The 17869-nt window shown below is 70.1% G+C and carries 16 protein-coding genes and 1 pseudogene; 15 read left to right on the top strand and 2 right to left on the bottom strand.

Features of this window, described 5'->3' with window-relative positions; all coding sequences use genetic code 11:
- Nucleotides 1-326: 326 nt before the first annotated feature.
- From AB0N06_RS28440 to era, 9 genes are all read left to right on the top strand, one after another.
- Complete coding sequence (locus AB0N06_RS28440) at nt 327-1436, top strand: PfkB family carbohydrate kinase (RefSeq protein ID WP_366137540.1); 1110 nt, start codon at nt 327-329, stop codon at nt 1434-1436.
- 138 nt (nt 1437-1574) lie between these two features.
- On the top strand, nt 1575-2591 hold the full coding sequence (locus AB0N06_RS28435; RefSeq protein ID WP_366137539.1) for a PhoH family protein: 1017 nt from the start codon (nt 1575-1577) through the stop codon (nt 2589-2591).
- A 12-nt stretch (nt 2592-2603) separates the two neighbouring features.
- A complete protein-coding gene (gene ybeY, locus AB0N06_RS28430) occupies nt 2604-3101 on the top strand; it encodes an rRNA maturation RNase YbeY (RefSeq protein ID WP_356481747.1) in 498 nt (165 codons plus the stop codon).
- Entirely contained in the window at nt 3098-4390 is a 1293-nt protein-coding gene (locus tag AB0N06_RS28425) for a hemolysin family protein (protein ID WP_366137538.1), read from the top strand. The genes ybeY and AB0N06_RS28425 overlap by 4 nt, the downstream gene beginning before the upstream one ends.
- A complete protein-coding gene (locus AB0N06_RS28420) occupies nt 4387-4740 on the top strand; it encodes an MmcQ/YjbR family DNA-binding protein (protein WP_366137537.1) in 354 nt (117 codons plus the stop codon). Before AB0N06_RS28425 ends, AB0N06_RS28420 begins: the two co-directional genes overlap by 4 nt.
- Before the next feature lie 173 nt (nt 4741-4913).
- On the top strand, nt 4914-5267 hold the full coding sequence (locus AB0N06_RS28415; protein WP_366137536.1) for a cytidine deaminase: 354 nt from the start codon (nt 4914-4916) through the stop codon (nt 5265-5267).
- Nucleotides 5268-5431: 164 nt separating this feature from the next.
- A complete protein-coding gene (locus AB0N06_RS28410; RefSeq protein WP_366137535.1) occupies nt 5432-6811 on the top strand; it encodes a beta-xylosidase in 1380 nt (459 codons plus the stop codon).
- A gap of 87 nt (nt 6812-6898) precedes the next feature.
- Complete coding sequence (locus AB0N06_RS28405; RefSeq protein ID WP_366137534.1) at nt 6899-7843, top strand: DUF916 domain-containing protein; 945 nt, start codon at nt 6899-6901, stop codon at nt 7841-7843.
- 50 nt (nt 7844-7893) lie between these two features.
- Nucleotides 7894-8868 (top strand): GTPase Era, encoded by a 975-nt coding sequence (gene era / locus AB0N06_RS28400; protein ID WP_366137533.1) that lies wholly within the window; start codon nt 7894-7896, stop codon nt 8866-8868.
- 41 nt (nt 8869-8909) lie between these two features.
- Here era and AB0N06_RS28395 read toward each other — a convergent pair whose 3' ends face one another.
- On the bottom strand, nt 8910-9176 hold the full coding sequence (locus AB0N06_RS28395) for a protealysin inhibitor emfourin (protein ID WP_366137531.1): 267 nt from the start codon (nt 9174-9176) through the stop codon (nt 8910-8912).
- 117 nt (nt 9177-9293) lie between these two features.
- Nucleotides 9294-10370 (bottom strand): M4 family metallopeptidase, encoded by a 1077-nt coding sequence (locus tag AB0N06_RS28390; RefSeq protein WP_358858993.1) that lies wholly within the window; start codon nt 10368-10370, stop codon nt 9294-9296.
- Between the two features lie 294 nt (nt 10371-10664).
- Between AB0N06_RS28390 and leuA the strand changes: the two genes are divergently transcribed.
- From leuA to AB0N06_RS28360, 6 genes and pseudogenes are all read left to right on the top strand, one after another.
- Nucleotides 10665-12452, top strand: a complete 1788-nt coding sequence (gene leuA / locus AB0N06_RS28385) for a 2-isopropylmalate synthase (RefSeq protein WP_366137530.1) — start codon at nt 10665-10667, stop codon at nt 12450-12452.
- Nucleotides 12453-12666: 214 nt separating this feature from the next.
- Nucleotides 12667-13371 (top strand): TerB family tellurite resistance protein, encoded by a 705-nt coding sequence (locus AB0N06_RS28380; RefSeq protein WP_366137529.1) that lies wholly within the window; start codon nt 12667-12669, stop codon nt 13369-13371.
- A gap of 218 nt (nt 13372-13589) precedes the next feature.
- A complete protein-coding gene (locus AB0N06_RS28375) occupies nt 13590-15632 on the top strand; it encodes an MMPL family transporter (protein ID WP_366137528.1) in 2043 nt (680 codons plus the stop codon).
- Nucleotides 15633-15881: 249 nt separating this feature from the next.
- Nucleotides 15882-16034: pseudogene (locus tag AB0N06_RS28370) on the top strand (helix-turn-helix transcriptional regulator); the annotation flags it as partial.
- A gap of 72 nt (nt 16035-16106) precedes the next feature.
- Nucleotides 16107-16853, top strand: a complete 747-nt coding sequence (gene recO / locus AB0N06_RS28365; protein ID WP_366137527.1) for a DNA repair protein RecO — start codon at nt 16107-16109, stop codon at nt 16851-16853.
- A gap of 36 nt (nt 16854-16889) precedes the next feature.
- Nucleotides 16890-17744 (top strand): isoprenyl transferase, encoded by an 855-nt coding sequence (locus tag AB0N06_RS28360; protein ID WP_366137525.1) that lies wholly within the window; start codon nt 16890-16892, stop codon nt 17742-17744.
- Nucleotides 17745-17869: the final 125 nt, after the last annotated feature.

The raw sequence follows: 17869 nt of genomic DNA, 5'->3' as shown, positions 1-17869 counted from the left end.
AGGCAGGGAAGGCGGGGAGGGGTGCAGCAGGGGGGCGTGGCACTCGTCGGTATCGATCGGCGACGGTGCGTGCGGGCCAATTTGTATCAAGTGCGCACAGTCGACCGAAAGGCGCCCCTGAGTGATCTGGGCCACACGGGTGTTTGCTACCTTACGAAGCGGGTAGCAGCGCATATTTGCGCAGGTCAGTGTTGGTGTGCGCGGACCCGGGGCGCGTCAGGTGCCGGTCCGGCTCACGCCCGTCCGGCGCGACGGCGCGGACCCACCCCGGATGCCGGGGTGAATCGGGCACACTGGCCGGATCTGCCACGACCGGGGAGTGCAAGGTGAGCACAGACAATCCGGGCATCGACCCGCTGGACGGGCTGCGTGCCCCGCAGGACCCGGACTGCGATGTGTTCCTCACCGGCACGGTCTTCCTCGACATCGTCTTCACCGGCCTGGACAGCGCCCCGGTCCGAGGCACCGAGTCCTGGGCCCGCGGTATGGGCTCCAGCCCCGGCGGCGTCGCCAACATGGCCACCGCGCTGGCCCGGCTCGGACTGCACACCTCGCTCGCTGCCGCGTTCGGCGACGACCACTACGGGGAGTACTGCTGGGACGCCCTCGAACAGGGCGAGGGAATCGACCTCTCGATGTCGCACACCGTCCCCGGCTGGCACTCGCCGGTGACCGTCTCCATGGCGTACGAGGGCGAGCGGACGATGGTCTCGCACGGACACGAGGCCCCGCCCCCCGCCGCCCCCTCGCGCGCGGACCGGGCCTTCCCGCGCTGCCCGCCGCGCGCCCGAGCCGCCGTCGCCTCGCTGACCCCCGGCCGCAGCGAGCCGTGGGTCGCCGCCGCGGCCCGGCACGGCGCCCGGATCTTCGCCGACGTCGGCTGGGACGAAACCGGCTGCTGGGACCTGGACGCACTGCCCGACCTGCAGCACTGCCAGGCGTTCCTGCCCAACGCGGAGGAGGCGATGCGCTACACCCGTACCGACTGCCCCCGTGCCGCCGCCCGCGCCCTCGCCGAACGGGTGCCGCTCGCCGTCGTCACGCTGGGCTCGGAGGGCGCCTACGCGGTGGACGCGGCGACCGGTGTCACCGCCGAGGTGCCCGCGATCGAGGTCGAGGCCCTCGACCCGACCGGCGCGGGCGATGTCTTCGTCGCCGGATTCGTCACCGGCACCCTGGCGGACTGGCCGCTGGCCGACCGGCTGGCCTTCGCCGGACTGACCGCGGCGCTCTCCGTCCAGGAGTTCGGCGGGTCCCTGTCGGCGCCGGGCTGGGCGGAGATCGCCGCCTGGTGGCAGCGGGTCCGCACCTGTGACGGGCAGGATCCGGCGGCCCTCCAGCGGTACGCGTTCCTGGAGCATCTGCTTCCCGCCGCCGCCCGGCCGTGGCCGCTGCGCCGGGCCGTACCGACGATCGGCTTCCGCCACCCCGCGTGACGCGGGCACAGATGTTCGCACCATGTGCGAAAAAGCGCTCGGTGTTGTCCGTGTGGAGTCGTAGGCTTGGTAGTCGAGAGGTTGTCGAGCGGCGAGAACCCTGCAACGGGAGGTATGTGCAGGCCCGAGGGCCGGCCCATGACTCAGACACCCACACAGCCGCAGGCGCGTGCCCAGATCATGATTCCGGCTGCACACCCCATGGTGATGCTCCTGGGGTCGGGCGACTCGCTGCTGCGCGTGATCGAAACGGCGTTCCCGGCGGCCGATATTCATGTCCGGGGCAACGAAATCCGAGCCACGGGTGACGCAGCCGATGTCGCCCTGATTCAGCGCTTGTTCGACGAGATGATGCTCGTGCTCCGCACCGGGCAGCCGATGACGGAGGACGCAGTGGAACGCTCGATCGCCATGCTCCGGGCGAGCGGCAACGGGCAGGGGGAGCCGCAGGGCGAGACGCCCGCAGAGGTGCTCACGCAGAACATCCTCTCCAATCGCGGTCGCACGATCCGCCCCAAGACGCTCAACCAGAAGCGCTACGTCGACGCCATCGACAAGCACACGATCGTCTTCGGTATCGGACCCGCCGGTACCGGCAAGACGTATCTGGCCATGGCGAAGGCGGTCCAGGCCCTGCAGTCCAAGCAGGTCAGCCGGATCATTCTGACCAGGCCCGCCGTCGAGGCGGGGGAGCGGCTCGGGTTCCTGCCCGGCACGCTCTTCGACAAGATCGACCCGTATCTGCGCCCGCTCTACGACGCGCTGCACGACATGCTCGACCCCGACTCGATCCCGCGGCTGATGGCGGCGGGCACGATCGAGGTGGCGCCACTGGCGTACATGCGCGGAAGGACGCTCAATGACGCGTTCATCATTCTCGACGAGGCGCAGAACAGCAGCGCGGAGCAGATGAAGATGTTCCTGACGCGGCTCGGTTTCGACTCGAAGATCGTCGTCACCGGTGACGTCACCCAGGTCGACCTGCCGAACGGGACCAAGAGCGGTCTGCGTCAGGTCCAGGAGATCCTGGACGGCGTGCAGGACGTGCATTTCTCCCGGCTCACCTCCCAGGATGTCGTCCGGCACAAGCTCGTCGGCCGTATCGTCGACGCGTACGAGAAGTACGACAACCGAGACAGCCACAAACGGAAGTAGTCGCAGCGCACCATGTCGATCGACGTCAACAACGAGTCCGGAACCGAGGTCGACGAGCAGGCGATCCTCGATATCGCCCGCTATGCGCTCGCACGGATGCGGATCCACCCGCTTTCCGAACTCTCGGTGATCGTGGTGGACACCGACGCCATGGAGCAGCTCCACATCCAGTGGATGGACCTGCCGGGTCCGACGGATGTCATGTCCTTCCCGATGGACGAACTGCGTCCGCCGTCGAAGGACGACGAGGAGCCCCCGCAGGGGCTCCTCGGTGACATCGTGCTCTGCCCGGAGGTCGCGAAGAAGCAGGGCGAGGACGCGGAGACCCGGCATTCCATGGACGAGGAGCTCCAGCTCCTCACCGTCCACGGGGTGCTGCATCTGCTGGGGTACGACCACGAGGAGCCGGACGAGAAGGCCGAGATGTTCGGTCTCCAGGCGGCGATCGTGGACGGCTGGCGTGCCGAGCACGGCCTGACCGGTCCTTCGCCCGCCCCCACCGTCTCGTGAGCGTCCCTCTCGTCCTGGGTGCCGTTCTGCTGGTCGTGTTCGGCTGGCTGGCGGCCTGTGCCGAGGCGGGCATCGCCCGCACGTCGAGCTTCCGGGCGGCTGAGGCGGTGCGCTCCGGGCGGCGTGGCAGCGACAAGCTGGAACAGGTCGCGGCCGACCCGACCCGCTATCTCAATGTCGCCCTGCTCGTGCGGGTCGCCTGTGAGACGTCGGCCGGTGTGCTCGTCACCTACGTCTGCCTGAAGGAGTTCCCGGAGACCTGGGAGGCGCTGGCCGTCGCGATGGGCGTGATGGTCCTCGTGTCGTACGTCGCCATCGGCGTCTCGCCGCGCACCATCGGGCGGCAGCACCCGCTGAACACGGCGACGGCCGCGGCGTACGTGCTGCTGCCGCTCGCCAGGATCATGGGCCCGATCCCGCAGCTGCTGATCCTCCTCGGCAACGCGCTCACCCCCGGCAAGGGGTTCCGCAAGGGTCCGTTCGCCAGCGAGGCGGAACTGCGGGCGATGGTCGACCTCGCCGAGCAGGAGTCGCTGATCGAGGACGAGGAGCGGCGCATGGTGCACTCCGTCTTCGAGCTCGGCGACACGCTGGTGCGCGAGGTGATGGTGCCGCGGACGGACCTGGTCTGCATCGAGCGGTACAAGACGATCCGGCAGGCGCTGACCCTGGCCCTGCGCTCCGGGTTCTCCCGGATCCCGGTCACCGGGGAGAACGAGGACGACGTCGTCGGGATCGTCTACCTCAAGGACCTGGTCCGCAAGACGCACATCAACCGGGAGTCGGAGGCCGATCCGGTCTCCACGGCGATGCGTCCCGCGGCGTTCGTGCCGGACACCAAGAACGCCGGTGATCTGCTGCGCGAGATGCAGCAGGAACGCAGCCACGTCGCCGTCGTCATCGACGAGTACGGCGGCACGGCGGGCATCGTCACGATCGAGGACATCCTGGAGGAGATCGTCGGTGAGATCACCGACGAGTACGACCGTGAGCTCCCGCCCGTCCAGGAGTTGGAGAACGGCTGCTTCCGGGTGACCGCCCGGCTCGACATCGGCGACCTGGGCGAGCTGTTCGGGGTCGACGCCTTCGACGACGAGGACGTGGAGACGGTCGGCGGACTCCTGGCGAAGGCGCTCGGCCGGGTGCCGATCGCCGGGGCTTCCTCAGTCGTCGATCTGCCCGACGGGCGTCGGCTGCGGCTGACCGCGGAGTCCCCGGCAGGGCGCCGGAACAAGATCGTCACGGTACTGGTGGAGCCGGTGGCGCCGGAGGAGGCAGCAGCGGAATGACCCCGCAGGAGTTGAGGGCGTTCTGCCTGGCGTTCAACGCGAGCGTCGAGGAGTTTCCGTTCGGACCGGAGACGTCGGTCTTCAAGGTGCTCGGCAAGATGTTCGCGCTCAGCGCGCTGGACGCACGGCCGCTCACGGTCAACCTGAAGTGCGATCCGGATGACGCGGTGCGGCTGAGGGAGGAGCACGCGGCGATCGCCCCGGGGTGGCACATGAACAAACGGCACTGGAACACGGTGACGGTGTCGGGGGTGCCGGGGCGGCTGCTGCGGGAGCTGATCGAGGACTCGTACGACTTGGTGGTGGCGGGGTTGCCGCGGGCGGAGCGGCTGCGGCTGGACCGGGGGTAGAGCGGGACCGGGTCCGGGGCGCCGCTCCGGACCCGCCCCTCCACCGCCGCGGGGGCCGGCCGCGGCCCGTCACGCGCGGCGGAGGCCCGCCGCCCCTGAGGGCCGCCGCGGCTCGATGTGCCGGGTGACCGCCCGCGTGCCGGTCCCGGCCGTCCGCTTCGTATGCTCGGCACATGACTGAGAGCACCGACCTCGGCCCCGAGGACCGCAAGATCGTCACGCTGGCGCGCAGCGCCCGCGTCCGCAACGGTGTGCCGGAAGGCGCGGCCGTACGGGACGAGACCGGACGGACGTACGTCGCGGGCACCGTACAGCTGGAGTCGCTGAAGCTGAGCGCCCTGCAGACCGCCGTCGCGATGGCGGTGGCCAGCGGCGCCACTTCTCTGGAGGCGGCCGCGATCGTCTCCGAGGCGGAGACCCCGTCGGACGCGGACCGCGCGGCGGTGCGGGACCTCGGCGGGCCGCAGACCCCGGTGCTGCTGGCCGGACCGGACGGCGCGGTGCGCGTCAGTGTGACGGCAGGCTGACCTCGGATGTCGTCAGGATCCCTGGGAGCAGGGATCTTGACAGTATCTGATGGCCCATCAGTCATGGCATTTCGCTGCCATTGACTTCTTTTCGGCCGACGTCATCAATGGCCCCCTGCCGGCGCAGAAGAGCCTCTGCGCCGCGTCCCGCAGGAGGGGGCTCCATGCGTCCGACCACGCATCCGACCATTCATAGATCCGCCACCCGAAGACACCCGGACCGCAGGCGCCGCTGGGCCGCCGCGCTCGGCGTCACCGCGCTCGTCGTCGCCGGGGGAGGAGGACTCGCAGGCCCCGCGCAGGCCCTGGCGACGGCCTCCGTCGCGGTGGACTTCCCGACGCACTGCATCCCGCCGGCCATGGCGGGCATTCCGCCGATCGACGGGACGACGACGGCGCAGATCAGCGTCGACAACGCCGCCCCGAAGGTGGGCGACACGGTCAACATCACGTACACCGTGGTCAAGCCGGCCGCGAGCAACCCGGTCGATCTGGCCCTGCCCGCCGACATCATGACGCCGACCGGCAAGGTCACCGTCGGCGGCGCCCAGAGCGGCAGCGTCACCGTCGCCGGTCCCAAGAAGAACGACCCCGTACCCGGCAAGGGCAGCTTCCCGTCCTTCTCCATGACGGGCGCCTTCACGGTCACCGCACCCGGTGAGATCACGCTCTCACCCGGCGACTACAACATCCACACCAGCTACATCATGGAGCTGGACACCCCTTGCACGGTGACGAACCCGCCCGCCCCCGTCTCCCAGACGGTCATCGCGACGAACGGCGGCGGCCAGGTCAACGAGCGTGCCATCCAGCTCGGTACGGCCTCCGGCAAGGCGGGCGACCCGGTCACCGTGACCGGGTCGAAGTTCACCGCGGGTGCGAACGTCACCCTGGCGGGCCGGGCCGGTGGCACCCAGACCGCGGACACGATCATGGTGACGGCCGACAGCCACGGCGGTTTCACAGGACAGCTCACCGTCAACGATCCGGCGACCACCGGCATCGTCGCGTACGAGGGCTCCGGCTGGGACGCCGACAAGGGCGCGGGCCCGCAGGCGTACACCGTCACCGGTGGCGGCGGGGAGATCCCCGGCGACAGCCAGCGACTCACCTCGTCCGTCAAGGCGGGCACCCTGTCCATGACCCAGGCCGGCGACACCGTCGAGATGTCGGCGGTCGACTTCGGCACGGGCGGCGCCTCCCGCGGCTCCCTGCAGACGGTGACGGTCAAGGACTTCCGTGGTGGTCCCGCGGGCTGGTCCCTGACCGGCAAGATCACCGACTTCAGCGGCCCCGGTGGTGCGAGGATCGGCGCCTCCGCGCTCAGCTGGACCCCGGCCTGCGCGACAAAGCCCGGGAGCCCGAGCACCTGCGCCGCAGGTTCCGAGGGTTCGGTCGGCAGCGCGGGCGCCACCCTGGCGTCCACCCCGAACGGAGCGTTCACCGGCGGTGAGTTCACCGTCGACGCCCGGCTCGCCCTGGACGTACCGGCGTACACCGCGACCGGCACGTACTCCGGCGTGCTGACGCTCACCCTCACCTGAGCGTCGGTCCCCGACCGACCGGTGGGCCGGGCGGCGAACCCGGCCGGCCCACCTCGTCCATACCGAGCACCCTGGGGGTTCCGCACCGTGCGCAAGCTGTACGTACTCCTCCTGGCCGCCGTTCTGCTGCTGTTCGGCGCACCCGAGGGCCATGCCGCGGACAACGGCAGCTGGTCCGTCTACCCGGCCACGACGAAGTACGGACAGCGCCCGTACTTCTATCTCTCCGCCGACCCTGGCACCACCCTCACCGACAAGGTCACCGTCACCAACAAGACCGCCGAGCCGCTGACCTTCCGGCTGTATGCCGCCGACGCCTACAACACCGAACGCGACGGCGGGTTCGCCGTCCGCTCCCCGGACGAGAAGCAGCGTTCCATCGGCGCCTGGGCGAGGACCGGCCGTGACAAGGTCACCGTGAAACCGCACGGCTCCGTCACCGTGCCGGTCACCGTCACCCTCCCGGAGACCGCCGAGCCCGGAGACCACCCGGGTGCCATCGTCGCCCTCGACGAACGCATCGACCCCGCCGACCGGGGAGCCGTCGCCGTCGGCATCCGGAAAGCGGTCGGCGCCCGGATCTATCTCCGGGTGAACGGACCGGCGATGTCCGCGCTGTCCGTCGACGACGTCACCGTCAAGCACACCCAGCCGCTCGTCCCGGGCACCGGAGAGAGCCGGGCCGTCATCTCGTACACCCTCCACAACCGCGGGAATGTCACCCTCAACCCCAAGGTCGCCCTCAAGGCCCAGGGGCTCTTCGGCCGCACCCTGCTCGCCCGCGACCTGAAGAAGATCCCGTCCGAGCTGCTGCCCCGCCAGGAGGTCCGGCTGACCGAGCAATGGGCCGACGCGCCGCAGCTGGAATGGGGCGAGATCAAACTGACCGCGAGCGCCCGCGACACCCACGAGTCCGCCGCCGCCCGGTACATCGCACTGCCCTGGCTGATGGCCGCGGTCCTGCTGGTGATCGTCGGCGGCGGTACGGGGATGTGGATACGGGCCCGGCGGAGCCGCATCCGCAGGGCCTGAGACGGCAGCAGGCCGCCCGCTGTGCGGCGGGACCGCCGGGATCGGGGACAATGGGCGCCATGAGCGCTCGACCGAACCCAGAAGCTGCTGCGCAGCAGGCTGAGAACAACGCCCCCCACCGGGCCGGCTTCGCCTGCTTCGTGGGCCGCCCCAACGCGGGCAAGTCCACCCTTACGAACGCTCTGGTCGGCCAGAAGGTGGCGATCACCTCCAACCGGCCCCAGACGACCCGCCACACGGTGCGCGGCATCGTGCACCGCGAGGACGCACAGCTGATCCTGGTCGACACCCCCGGCCTCCACAAGCCGCGCACGCTGCTCGGCGAGCGGCTGAACGACGTCGTGCGGACCACCTGGGCCGAGGTCGACGTCATCGGTTTCTGCCTGCCCGCCGACCAGAAGCTCGGCCCCGGTGACAAGTTCATCGTCAAGGAGCTCGCGGGGATCAAGAAGACCCCGAAGATCGCGGTCATCACCAAGACCGACCTGGTCGACTCCAAGCAGCTCGCCGAACAGCTGATCGCCGTCTCCCGTCTCGGCGAGGAGCTCGGCTTCGCATGGGCAGAGATCATTCCGGTCTCCGCCGTGAAGGACAGCCAGGTCGACCTTCTCGCCGACCTGATCGCGCCGCTGCTCCCCGAGAGCCCGCCGCTCTACCCGGAGGGCGACCTCACCGACGAGCCCGAGATGGTGATGGTCGCGGAGCTGATCCGGGAGGCCGCGCTCGAAGGCGTACGTGACGAGCTGCCGCACTCGATCGCGGTCGTCGTCGAGGAGATGCTGCCGCGCGAGGACCGGCCCGCGGACAAGCCGCTGCTCGACATCCACGCGAACGTGTACATCGAGCGGCCCAGCCAGAAGGGCATCATCATCGGCCCGAAGGGCAAGCGGCTGAAAGAGGTCGGCACGAAGTCGCGCAAGCACATCGAGGCGCTGCTCGGCACGCCGGTCTTCCTGGACCTGCATGTGAAGGTCGCCAAGGACTGGCAGCGCGATCCGAAGCAGCTGCGCAAGCTGGGGTTCTGAGCGCCGGCGGAGTCCGGCGGCGGGTCAGTTGTGCGTCGATCTCACGCGCCCTCCTTGAGGACGCGTGAGATCAGTGCGCGCTGGGCGTCGGTCAGGTGCGGATCCGCGCAGTGCGCAGTGCGGTCGTCGACCGTGATCCGGTACCGGAAGCCGTCCGGCACCCCAAGCGGTGGGGTGTCGTGGCCCGCCGCGAGTGCGGATTCGGCCAGGGCTTCCCACTCCGCGGCGTCGGTGCGATCCGAGGTGTCGATCTCGCGGTGGCGGGCGATTCCGGTGAAGCCGCCGGTGCGGGTGACCTGGATCCGCATGGTTCGACTCCTCTCGGGTTGTTTCCGGGGCTCTGCCCAGGACCCCGCTCCTCAATCGCCGGAGCGGCTTGTTTTTCTCCGAGCTCCGGCGATCGAGGACAGGAACCGTGACCGGGCCTACGCGGACGGCACGCCCACCTCCGACCATGCCTTCCGTACCGCTTCCAACTCGTCGCCCTCGCCGAAGCGGTCCCTCGCCGCCTCGACCGTCAGGCGTGCGAAATCCGTGAACTCCGCGTCCGCGGCCAGGCGGCGGCCCGTGAGGACGTCGAACCAGAGCTGTCCCGCCCGCTCCCACGCGTTGCCGCCGAGTGCCGTGGCCAACAGACAGAAGGCGCGGTTCGGGATGCCAGAGTTGAGGTGTACACCGCCATTGTCCTCGGTGGTGTGGATGTAGTCCTCCATCGACGCGGGCTGCGGGTCCTTGCCGAGCACGTCGTCGTCGTACGCCGTACCGGGCGCCTTCATCGAGCGCAGCGCCTCGCCCTGCACCCGCGGGGCCAGTAGACCTGCGCCGATCAGCCAGTCCGCCTGGTCGGCGGTCTGGCCCAGTGAGTACTGCTTCACCAGGGAACCGAAGACGTCCGACATGGACTCGTTGAGCGCGCCGGACTGGCCGAAATAGCTCAGGTTGGCCGTGTGCTGGGTCAGCCCGTGCGTCAGCTCGTGGGCGATCACGTCGATGGCGACGGTGAAGTCGAGGAAGATCTCCCCGTCCCCGTCGCCGAAGACCATCTGCTCGCCGTCGAAGAAGGCGTTGTTGTACTTCTCGTCGTAGTGGACGGAGCCGATCAGCGGCAGCCCGTTGCCGTCGATCGAATGGCGGCCGTATGCCGTGAGCAGCAGTTCGAAGGTGGCGCCGAGTCCCGCGAACGCGCGGTTGACGCTCGCGTCCCTCGTCGGTTCCTCGCCCTCGCCCCGGACCTTGAAGCCCGGCAGCTGCGTGCCGTGGCGGCAGTCGTAGAGCGTGCGCTCAGGCTTGTCGGACAGCTGGTCCGTCGTCGCGGGGCCGGGTGCGGGGGTGACGAGGGTGGCCATCTGGCGGCGGGTGCGCCGGGCGGCGTCGCCCTCCAGGGTGCGGCGGGCCGGACCGGCCAGATCGGGGTCGTCGGCTTGTGACAGCTTGTCGAGTACGTGGGGCGGCACGATCGTGCAGAAGACGGGCTGGAACCCGTGCTGAGGTCGAGGCTGCATGAGTTCGACTGTGGCACTGCGTCATCGTGATGTCACTGTTTGCCATAAGGATTGGACAAATGGAGTGATCGATCACTGTTTACCCGTTACCGAGGTCCGGTCCCGCATACTGATACACGACCGACGTCTCGGGCGCCTCTCGGTTAGTCTCGTCGCATCATGCGTTTCGGGCTGCTTCTTCTTAGCTGCCGCGGCGAGGGCCTGTAGTCGTAGGCCGACCCCCTCCCCGCGGAGTCTGGTGTTGCAGCGACACAGTCGGCCGTCCCAACGCTGGACCCCGAGGAGCCGTACGTCATGACCGTCGCGAATCCCGCTCAGACCCCCGCCGAGAACGCCGTCGGCCGGCCAACGCCGATCACCAACGCCACTCAGCTGCAGAAGCCGTCCGGGATGCCGTTCCACAAGTACGGCCGGTACGAGGCCGTCGAGATCCCCGACCGCACCTGGCCGGACAACCGGATCACCGTGGCGCCCCGCTGGCTGTCCACCGACCTGCGTGACGGCAACCAGGCACTGATCGACCCGATGTCACCGGCCCGCAAGCGCGAGATGTTCGACCTGCTCGTACGCATGGGGTACAAGGAGATCGAGGTCGGCTTCCCGTCGTCCGGCGAGACCGACTTCGCGTTCGTGCGCTCCATCATCGAAGAGGGTGCGATCCCCGAGGACGTGACGATCTCCGTCCTGACCCAGGCCCGCGAGGAGCTGATCGAGCGAACTGTTGAATCACTGGTCGGTGCGCGGCGCGCCACGGTGCACCTGTACAACGCCACCGCTCCCACCTTCCGCCGCGTGGTCTTCCGCGGTTCGAAGGAGCAGGTCAAGCAGATCGCGGTGGACGGCACCCGGCTGGTCATGGAGTACGCGGAGAAGATCCTCGGCGACGAGACGATCTTCGGCTACCAGTACAGCCCGGAGATCTTCACCGACACCGAACTGGACTTCGCCCTGGAGGTCTGCGAGGCCGTCTGCGGCGTCTGGCAGCCCGAGGAGGGCCGCGAGATCATCCTCAACCTGCCTGCCACTGTGGAGCGTTCGACGCCGTCCACCCACGCGGACCGGTTCGAGTGGATGTCGCGCAACCTGTCGCGCCGCGAGCACATCTGCCTGTCGGTCCACCCCCACAACGACCGCGGCACCGCCGTCGCCGCCGCCGAACTGGCGATCATGGCCGGTGCGGACCGGATCGAAGGCTGCCTGTTCGGCCAGGGCGAGCGCACCGGCAACGTCGACCTGGTGACGCTGGGGATGAACCTGTTCTCGCAGGGCGTCGACCCGCAGATCGACTTCTCGCAGATCGACGAGATCCGCCGCACCAGCGAGTACTGCAACCAGATGGAGGTCCACCCGCGCCACCCCTACGCGGGCGACCTGGTCTACACCGCCTTCTCCGGCTCCCATCAGGACGCCATCAAGAAGGGCTTCGACGCCATGGAGGCCGACGCGGCCGCCCAGGGCAAGACCGTCGACGACATCGAGTGGGCGGTGCCGTACCTGCCGATCGACCCGAAGGACGTCGGCCGCTCGTACGAGGCGGTCATCCGGGTCAACTCGCAGTCGGGCAAGGGCGGAATCGCCTACGTCCTCAAGAACGACCACAAGCTGGACCTGCCGCGCCGGATGCAGATCGAGTTCTCCCGGATCATTCAGGCCAAGACCGACGCCGAGGGCGGCGAGGTCACGCCGGCGCAGATCTGGTCCACGTTCCAGGACGAGTACCTGCCCAACCCGGAGAACGCCTGGGGGCGCGTACAGATCCGCTCCGGTCAGACCACGACCGGTTCCGACGGCCAGGACACGATCACGGTCGACGCGACCGTGGACGGCGCGGACACCGTGCTGACCGGTACCGGCAACGGTCCGATCTCCGCGTTCTTCGAAGCGCTGCAGGCCATCGGCATCGACGCCCGTCTGCTGGACTACACCGAGCACACCATGAGCGAGGGCGCGAGCGCCCAGGCCGCCTCGTACATCGAGTGCGCGATCGACGGAAAGGTTCTGTGGGGCATCGGCATCGACGCCAACACCACACGGGCCTCGCTGAAGGCGGTCGTCTCCGCGGTCAACCGCGCGACCCGCTGACCCCGCGCCCGAAAGGGCGTAGAACCGTACGGCCGAAGGACCCCGCCCACCCGCTCCAGGGAGGCGGGGTTCGGCCATCTCCCGACGGTTGTGACGAGCGAGGTGCTGACGTCACATCGCGACTGTGGTTAACATCACGTCGACACGGCAATGTTGCCGAAGGGGGCGCCTCCCGTGCCCTTGGGGCCACGGGGGAGTTACGGAGGTGTGCGACGTGCGGTCAGTCCTGGGACAACGCGCCATAAAGCTGCGCATCTGCGGCATCCGCACCATCTGGGACGCCGTCGGTGACGGCGAGTTCTTCTGCCCCGGCTGCGGCGGTGACCGCAACTACCGCCGTCTCACCGGCCGTCGGCGCTTCGCCGTGCTCGGCGTGCCACTGCTGCGTCGCGGCACCGTGGGCCCCGTCGTCGAATGCGCCGCCTGCCGGACCCACTTCGGCACCGACGCGCTCGACCACCCCACCACCACCCGGTTCTCCGCGATGCTCCGGGACGCCGTCCACATCGTCGCGCTCGGCATCCTCGCCGCCGGTGGCACCGCCTCCCGCACCGCGTTGGAGACGGCGGCGGCCACCGTGCGCGGCGCCGGGGTCGACGACTGCACCGAGGACCAGCTCTCCACCGTGGTCGAGGTCCTCGCCGCCGACATCGGACACGGCTCCGCGTTCGACGCCGCCGCCGAGGCGTGCGGCGCCGCCCTCGCCATCGAGCTCCACGAGGCGCTGGAACCCCTCGCCCCGCACCTGGCGCCCGGTGGACGCGAGTCGATCCTCCTGCAGGGCGCCAGGATCGCGCTCGCCGACGGCCCGTACAGCCCGGCGGAGCGCGAGGTGCTGACCACGGTCGGCGCCGCGCTGCAGCTCTGCCCGCAGGACACGGCCTGGCTGCTCGCCGCGGCGGCGCGCACCCCCTCGTGACATACACCGCTGCGCACCGCGCCCGTACTCCCGCGGGAGTACGGGCGCTCCTTCGCCCACCCCGGCGGTAGCCGCGAAGTCGGCCCCCGGTGCGACGAATCGGCCCCCGGCGGCCGGGAGTCTGGACACGTACCGGACAACCGGCTGAAGGGGGGCCCGTGATGAGGGCCGTAACAGAAGACAGCGGCACACCGCCCCGGGCGGGAAGCTCAAGACGCATGCTGCCGTGGGCGGTCCTCGCGCTCTGGGTCGCCGTGATCGCGCTCGCCGGGCCCCTGGCGGGCAAGCTCGCCGACGTACAGACCAACCGGGCCGTCGACTACCTGCCGGCGAGCGCCGACTCCACGCAGGTGGCGAAGATCCAGGACGCGCTGCCCGGCGGGGAGTCCACCGATCTCGTCCTCGTCTACCACCGCGACGGCGGTCTGACCGCCGCCGACCGGGCCACGGCGGACCGGCAGGCCGCCGCGCTCGCGCGCGGCCACACCCTGACCGGCACCCCCAGGGGCGTCCCCGCCAAGGACGGTACGACGCTGATGTACCCGGTCTCCTCGACCGAGCCCGGCCAGGACGACGAGGCCAGGAAGGCGTTCGTCGACGAGGTGCGAGACGTCGCGAAGGGCGGCGGCGGGCTGAGCGTCGAGGTGGGCGGCCCCGGGGCGCTGGTCGTCGACTCCCAGGAGGTCTACACGTCACTGGGCGGACCGCTGCTCTACACGACCGTCGCGGTCGTGGCGATCCTGTTGATCGTCATCTACCGCAGTCCGCTGCTGTGGCTGGTGCCGCTCGTCGTCGCGGGCGTCGCCGACGCGCTGTCCATGGCCGTCGTCTACGGGCTCAACCGGGGCTTCGACGTCACCGTCACCGGCCAGAGCTCCGCCGTGATGACCATCCTCGTCTTCGGCGCGGGCACCGACTACGCGCTGCTGCTCGTCTCCCGCTACCGCGAGGAACTGAGCCGCGTCGCACGGCCGTACGACGCCATGGCCGCCGCCCTGCGCGGCTGCGGACCCGCTGTCCTCGCCTCCTCCGGCACCGTCGCCGCGGGCCTCCTGTGCCTGCTCGCCGCCGACCTCACCAGCAGCCGCGGCATGGGCCCCATCGCCGCTGTCGGCGTGCTCTGTGCGCTGCTCGCCATGCTGACGCTGCTGCCCGCGCTTTTGGTCCTGCTCGGCCGCCGGGTGTTCTGGCCACTCGTCCCCGCGTACGGCAGCACACCCGGGCAACGGCGTTCACTGTTCGCCGCGATGGGCAGCTCGGCCGGACGCCGGCCCGTCGCCGTACTCGCCAGCGGCGGTGTGCTGCTGGGGGCGCTGGCGCTCGGCGCGTTCAACATGCCCGGAGACCTGAAGCAGGAGGACTCCTTCACCAGCAAGCCGGACTCGATCACCGCGATGGAGACACTCGCCGCCGCCTACCCCGAGCGGTCCACCCAGCCGATCACCGTGATCGCCCCCACCGACCGGGTGGCCGAGACCATGGCGAAGGCCCGCGCCACCGACGGTGTCGCGGCCGTCGAACGCGGCCGCAGCGGCGGCGGCTGGACCGAACTCTCCGTCGCCGCCACCGACGCCCCCGAGTCCGCGGGCGAACAGGCCACCATCGAGGCCCTGCGCGACGGACTGGACGGCAGCCATGTCGGCGGTCCCAGCGCCCAGCAGATGGACCTGGAGACGGCCGACGCCCGGGACCTGAAGCTCGTCGTCCCGCTCGTCCTCCTCTCCGTCCTGCTGATCCTGATCGCGCTGCTGCGCAGCCTCGTCGCCCCGCTGCTGCTCGTCGCCGCAGTCGTCGCCGTCTGGGGCGCCGCCCTCGGCATCGGGGGGCTGGTCTTCGAACCGGTCCTCGGACTGAAGGGCGCCGACCCCGGACTGCCGTTGCTCTCCTTCGTCTTCCTGGTGGCGCTCGGCGTCGACTACGGCATCTTCCTGATGCACCGGGTCCGCGAGGAGGCGCTCCACGGCGCCGAACCGACCGCCGCCGCACTCACCGCCCTGCGCACCACCGGCGGCGTGATCGCCTCGGCCGGACTGGTGCTCGCGGCCACCTTCGCCGTCCTGACGAACATGCCGATGGTCAGCCTGGTCGAGATGGGCTTCGTCATCGCGGTCGGCGTACTCCTCGACACCTTCCTGGTCCGCACCTACCTGGTGACCTCGGCGAGCGTGGCACTCCAGCGCACCATCTGGTGGCCGGGGAAGCTCAGCCGGACTCCCGTCACCCTTGGGCCGCGCGCGCCCGAACTCGTACGGAACCGGTGACGGTGTCGGCGCGCGTACCGCAGGATGGCGGGGTGTCCCGATCCACGCGCCGACGCGAACGCATCCTGGCGGTCGTCAACCGCGACCCCCTGCATGCACCGCACAAGACGCGCACCGACGCCCTCGTCGCGGGGGGCGCCGGTGCGCTCTCCACCGTCCTCGCCCTCACCACCGACCAGGCGCGGACGCCGGACGCGCTCGGCTGGGTGCTGCTGATCGCGAGCGCCGTACCGATCGTGTGGCGGCGGCGCCGAGACCCTGGGCCTCAGCCCGCTCACCGCCAAGACCCACGTCAGCCGGATCATGGGCAAGCTGGGCGCCCGGGACCGGGCGCAGCTGGTCATCGTTGCGTACGAGTCGGGGCTCGCGGTACCGGCCGGCGGCGCGGCTGACGGAGGCTGAACGGGGGCGCCCGTCGCGGGCGGTCTTCCGGGGCGGGCCCGCTCCGCCGGCTGGGTACAGGACAATGGGTGCATGAGCTTGTTCCGGGACGACGGCGTGGTGCTGCGCACGCAGAAACTGGGCGAGGCCGACCGGATCATCACGATCCTGACCCGCGGCCACGGCCGGGTGCGGGCCGTCGCGCGCGGGGTGCGGCGTACGAAGTCCAAGTTCGGCGCCCGCCTCGAACCGTTCTCCCATGTGGACGTGCAGTTCTTCGCCCGTGGCAGCGAGCTGATCGGCCGCGGACTGCCTCTCTGCACCCAGAGCGAGACCATCGCGCCGTACGGGGGCGGCATCGTCACCGACTACGCCCGGTACACCGCCGGCACCGCGATGCTGGAGACCGCCGAGCGCTTCACTGACCACGAGGGCGAGCCCGCGGTCCAGCAGTACCTGCTGCTCATCGGAGGGCTCCGCACCCTCGCCCGCGGGGAGCACGCCCCGAACCTGATCCTCGACGCCTTCCTGCTGCGTTCCCTCGCGGTCAACGGCTACGCACCCAGTTTCGAGGACTGCGCCAGGTGCGGAATGCCCGGTCCGAACCGGTTTTTCTCCGTCGCGGCCGGCGGCGTCGTATGCGGCGACTGCCGGGTGCCCGGCAGCGTCGTACCCTCAGCTGAGGCCGTCGCCCTGCTGAGCGCGCTGCTCACCGGCGACTGGGAGGCGGCCGACGCGTGCGAGGCGCGGCATGTCAGGGAGGGGAGCGGGCTGGTGTCCGCCTATCTGCACTGGCACCTGGAGCGCGGACTGCGCTCGCTGCGATACGTAGAGAAGTAACACAGGCACAGCAGGCACAGGGAGACGAGACAGCTCATGGCAGTACGCGGGATCCTCGGTGGCCGTAACAGGCGTACATACAAGACCCCCGAGCCGCACCCCTCCGGGGCCACACCCCCGAAGATTCCCGGCGAGCTGGTGCCCAAGCACGTCGCCGTCGTCATGGACGGGAACGGTCGCTGGGCCAAGGAACGGGGTCTCCCGCGCACCGAGGGCCACAGGGTCGGCGAGGGTGTCGTCATGGACGTCCTCAAGGGCTGCATCGAGATGGGCGTCAAGAACCTCTCCCTGTACGCCTTCTCCACCGAGAACTGGAAGCGCTCCCCGGAAGAAGTGAAGTTCCTGATGAACTTCAACCGGGACGTCATCCGCCGCCGCCGCGACGAGATGGACGAACTGGGCATCCGCATCCGCTGGGTGGGCCGGATGCCGAAGCTGTGGAAGTCCGTCGTCCAGGAGCTCCAGGTCGCCCAGGAGCAGACCAAGGACAACGACAGGATGACGCTGTACTTCTGCGTCAACTACGGCGGCCGGGCCGAGATCGCCGACGCCGCGCAGCGCATCGCGCAGGACGTCGCGGCCGGAAAGCTGGACCCCGCGAAGGTCAACGAGAAGACCTTCGCGAAGTACATCTACTACCCGGACATGCCGGACGTCGACCTCTTCCTGCGCCCCAGCGGCGAGCAGCGCACCTCCAACTACCTGATCTGGCAGAGCGCGTACGCCGAGATGGTCTTCCAGGATGTGTTGTGGCCGGACTTCGACCGCCGTGACCTGTGGCGGGCCTGCCTGGAGTACGCCCAGCGGGACCGCCGCTTCGGTGGCGCCGTCCCGAACGAGGAACTCCCCGCCTTGGAGGGCAAGGACGCGGGCCCCGACATAGCGGTCTGACCCGGGGCGGCGGACCGAGGCACCCGGGTGCCGGCGTAGCGGCGTCGGCGCACGGCGTCGGCGGCCGCGCCCAGCGCGTGCAGGGGCGCCGACCGGTAGAGGTCGAGGGCCTCCTCCGGAGTGAT

The organism is Streptomyces sp. NPDC051020 (genome assembly GCF_040683105.1).
Classification (GTDB): Bacteria; Actinomycetota; Actinomycetes; order Streptomycetales; family Streptomycetaceae; genus Streptomyces.
The sequence above is the reverse complement of the archived record's forward strand: the minus strand, read 5'-3'. Positions and strand labels throughout refer to the sequence as shown.

What these genes read in the sequence shown, in the direction of transcription:
- AB0N06_RS28435 (WP_366137539.1), top strand. Translation starts at nt 1,575, where the DNA reads ATGACTCAGACACCCACACAGCCGCAGGCGCGTGCCCAGATCATGATT.
- ybeY (WP_356481747.1), top strand. Translation starts at nt 2,604, where the DNA reads ATGTCGATCGACGTCAACAACGAGTCCGGAACCGAGGTCGACGAGCAG.
- AB0N06_RS28420 (WP_366137537.1), top strand. Translation starts at nt 4,387, where the DNA reads ATGACCCCGCAGGAGTTGAGGGCGTTCTGCCTGGCGTTCAACGCGAGC.
- AB0N06_RS28415 (WP_366137536.1), top strand. Translation starts at nt 4,914, where the DNA reads ATGACTGAGAGCACCGACCTCGGCCCCGAGGACCGCAAGATCGTCACG.
- AB0N06_RS28410 (WP_366137535.1), top strand. Translation starts at nt 5,432, where the DNA reads ATGCGTCCGACCACGCATCCGACCATTCATAGATCCGCCACCCGAAGA.
- era (WP_366137533.1), top strand. Translation starts at nt 7,894, where the DNA reads ATGGGCGCCATGAGCGCTCGACCGAACCCAGAAGCTGCTGCGCAGCAG.
- AB0N06_RS28395 (WP_366137531.1), bottom strand. Translation starts at nt 9,176, where the DNA reads ATGCGGATCCAGGTCACCCGCACCGGCGGCTTCACCGGAATCGCCCGC.
- AB0N06_RS28390 (WP_358858993.1), bottom strand. Translation starts at nt 10,370, where the DNA reads ATGCAGCCTCGACCTCAGCACGGGTTCCAGCCCGTCTTCTGCACGATC.
- leuA (WP_366137530.1), top strand. Translation starts at nt 10,665, where the DNA reads ATGACCGTCGCGAATCCCGCTCAGACCCCCGCCGAGAACGCCGTCGGC.
- AB0N06_RS28375 (WP_366137528.1), top strand. Translation starts at nt 13,590, where the DNA reads ATGCTGCCGTGGGCGGTCCTCGCGCTCTGGGTCGCCGTGATCGCGCTC.
- recO (WP_366137527.1), top strand. Translation starts at nt 16,107, where the DNA reads ATGAGCTTGTTCCGGGACGACGGCGTGGTGCTGCGCACGCAGAAACTG.
- AB0N06_RS28360 (WP_366137525.1), top strand. Translation starts at nt 16,890, where the DNA reads ATGGCAGTACGCGGGATCCTCGGTGGCCGTAACAGGCGTACATACAAG.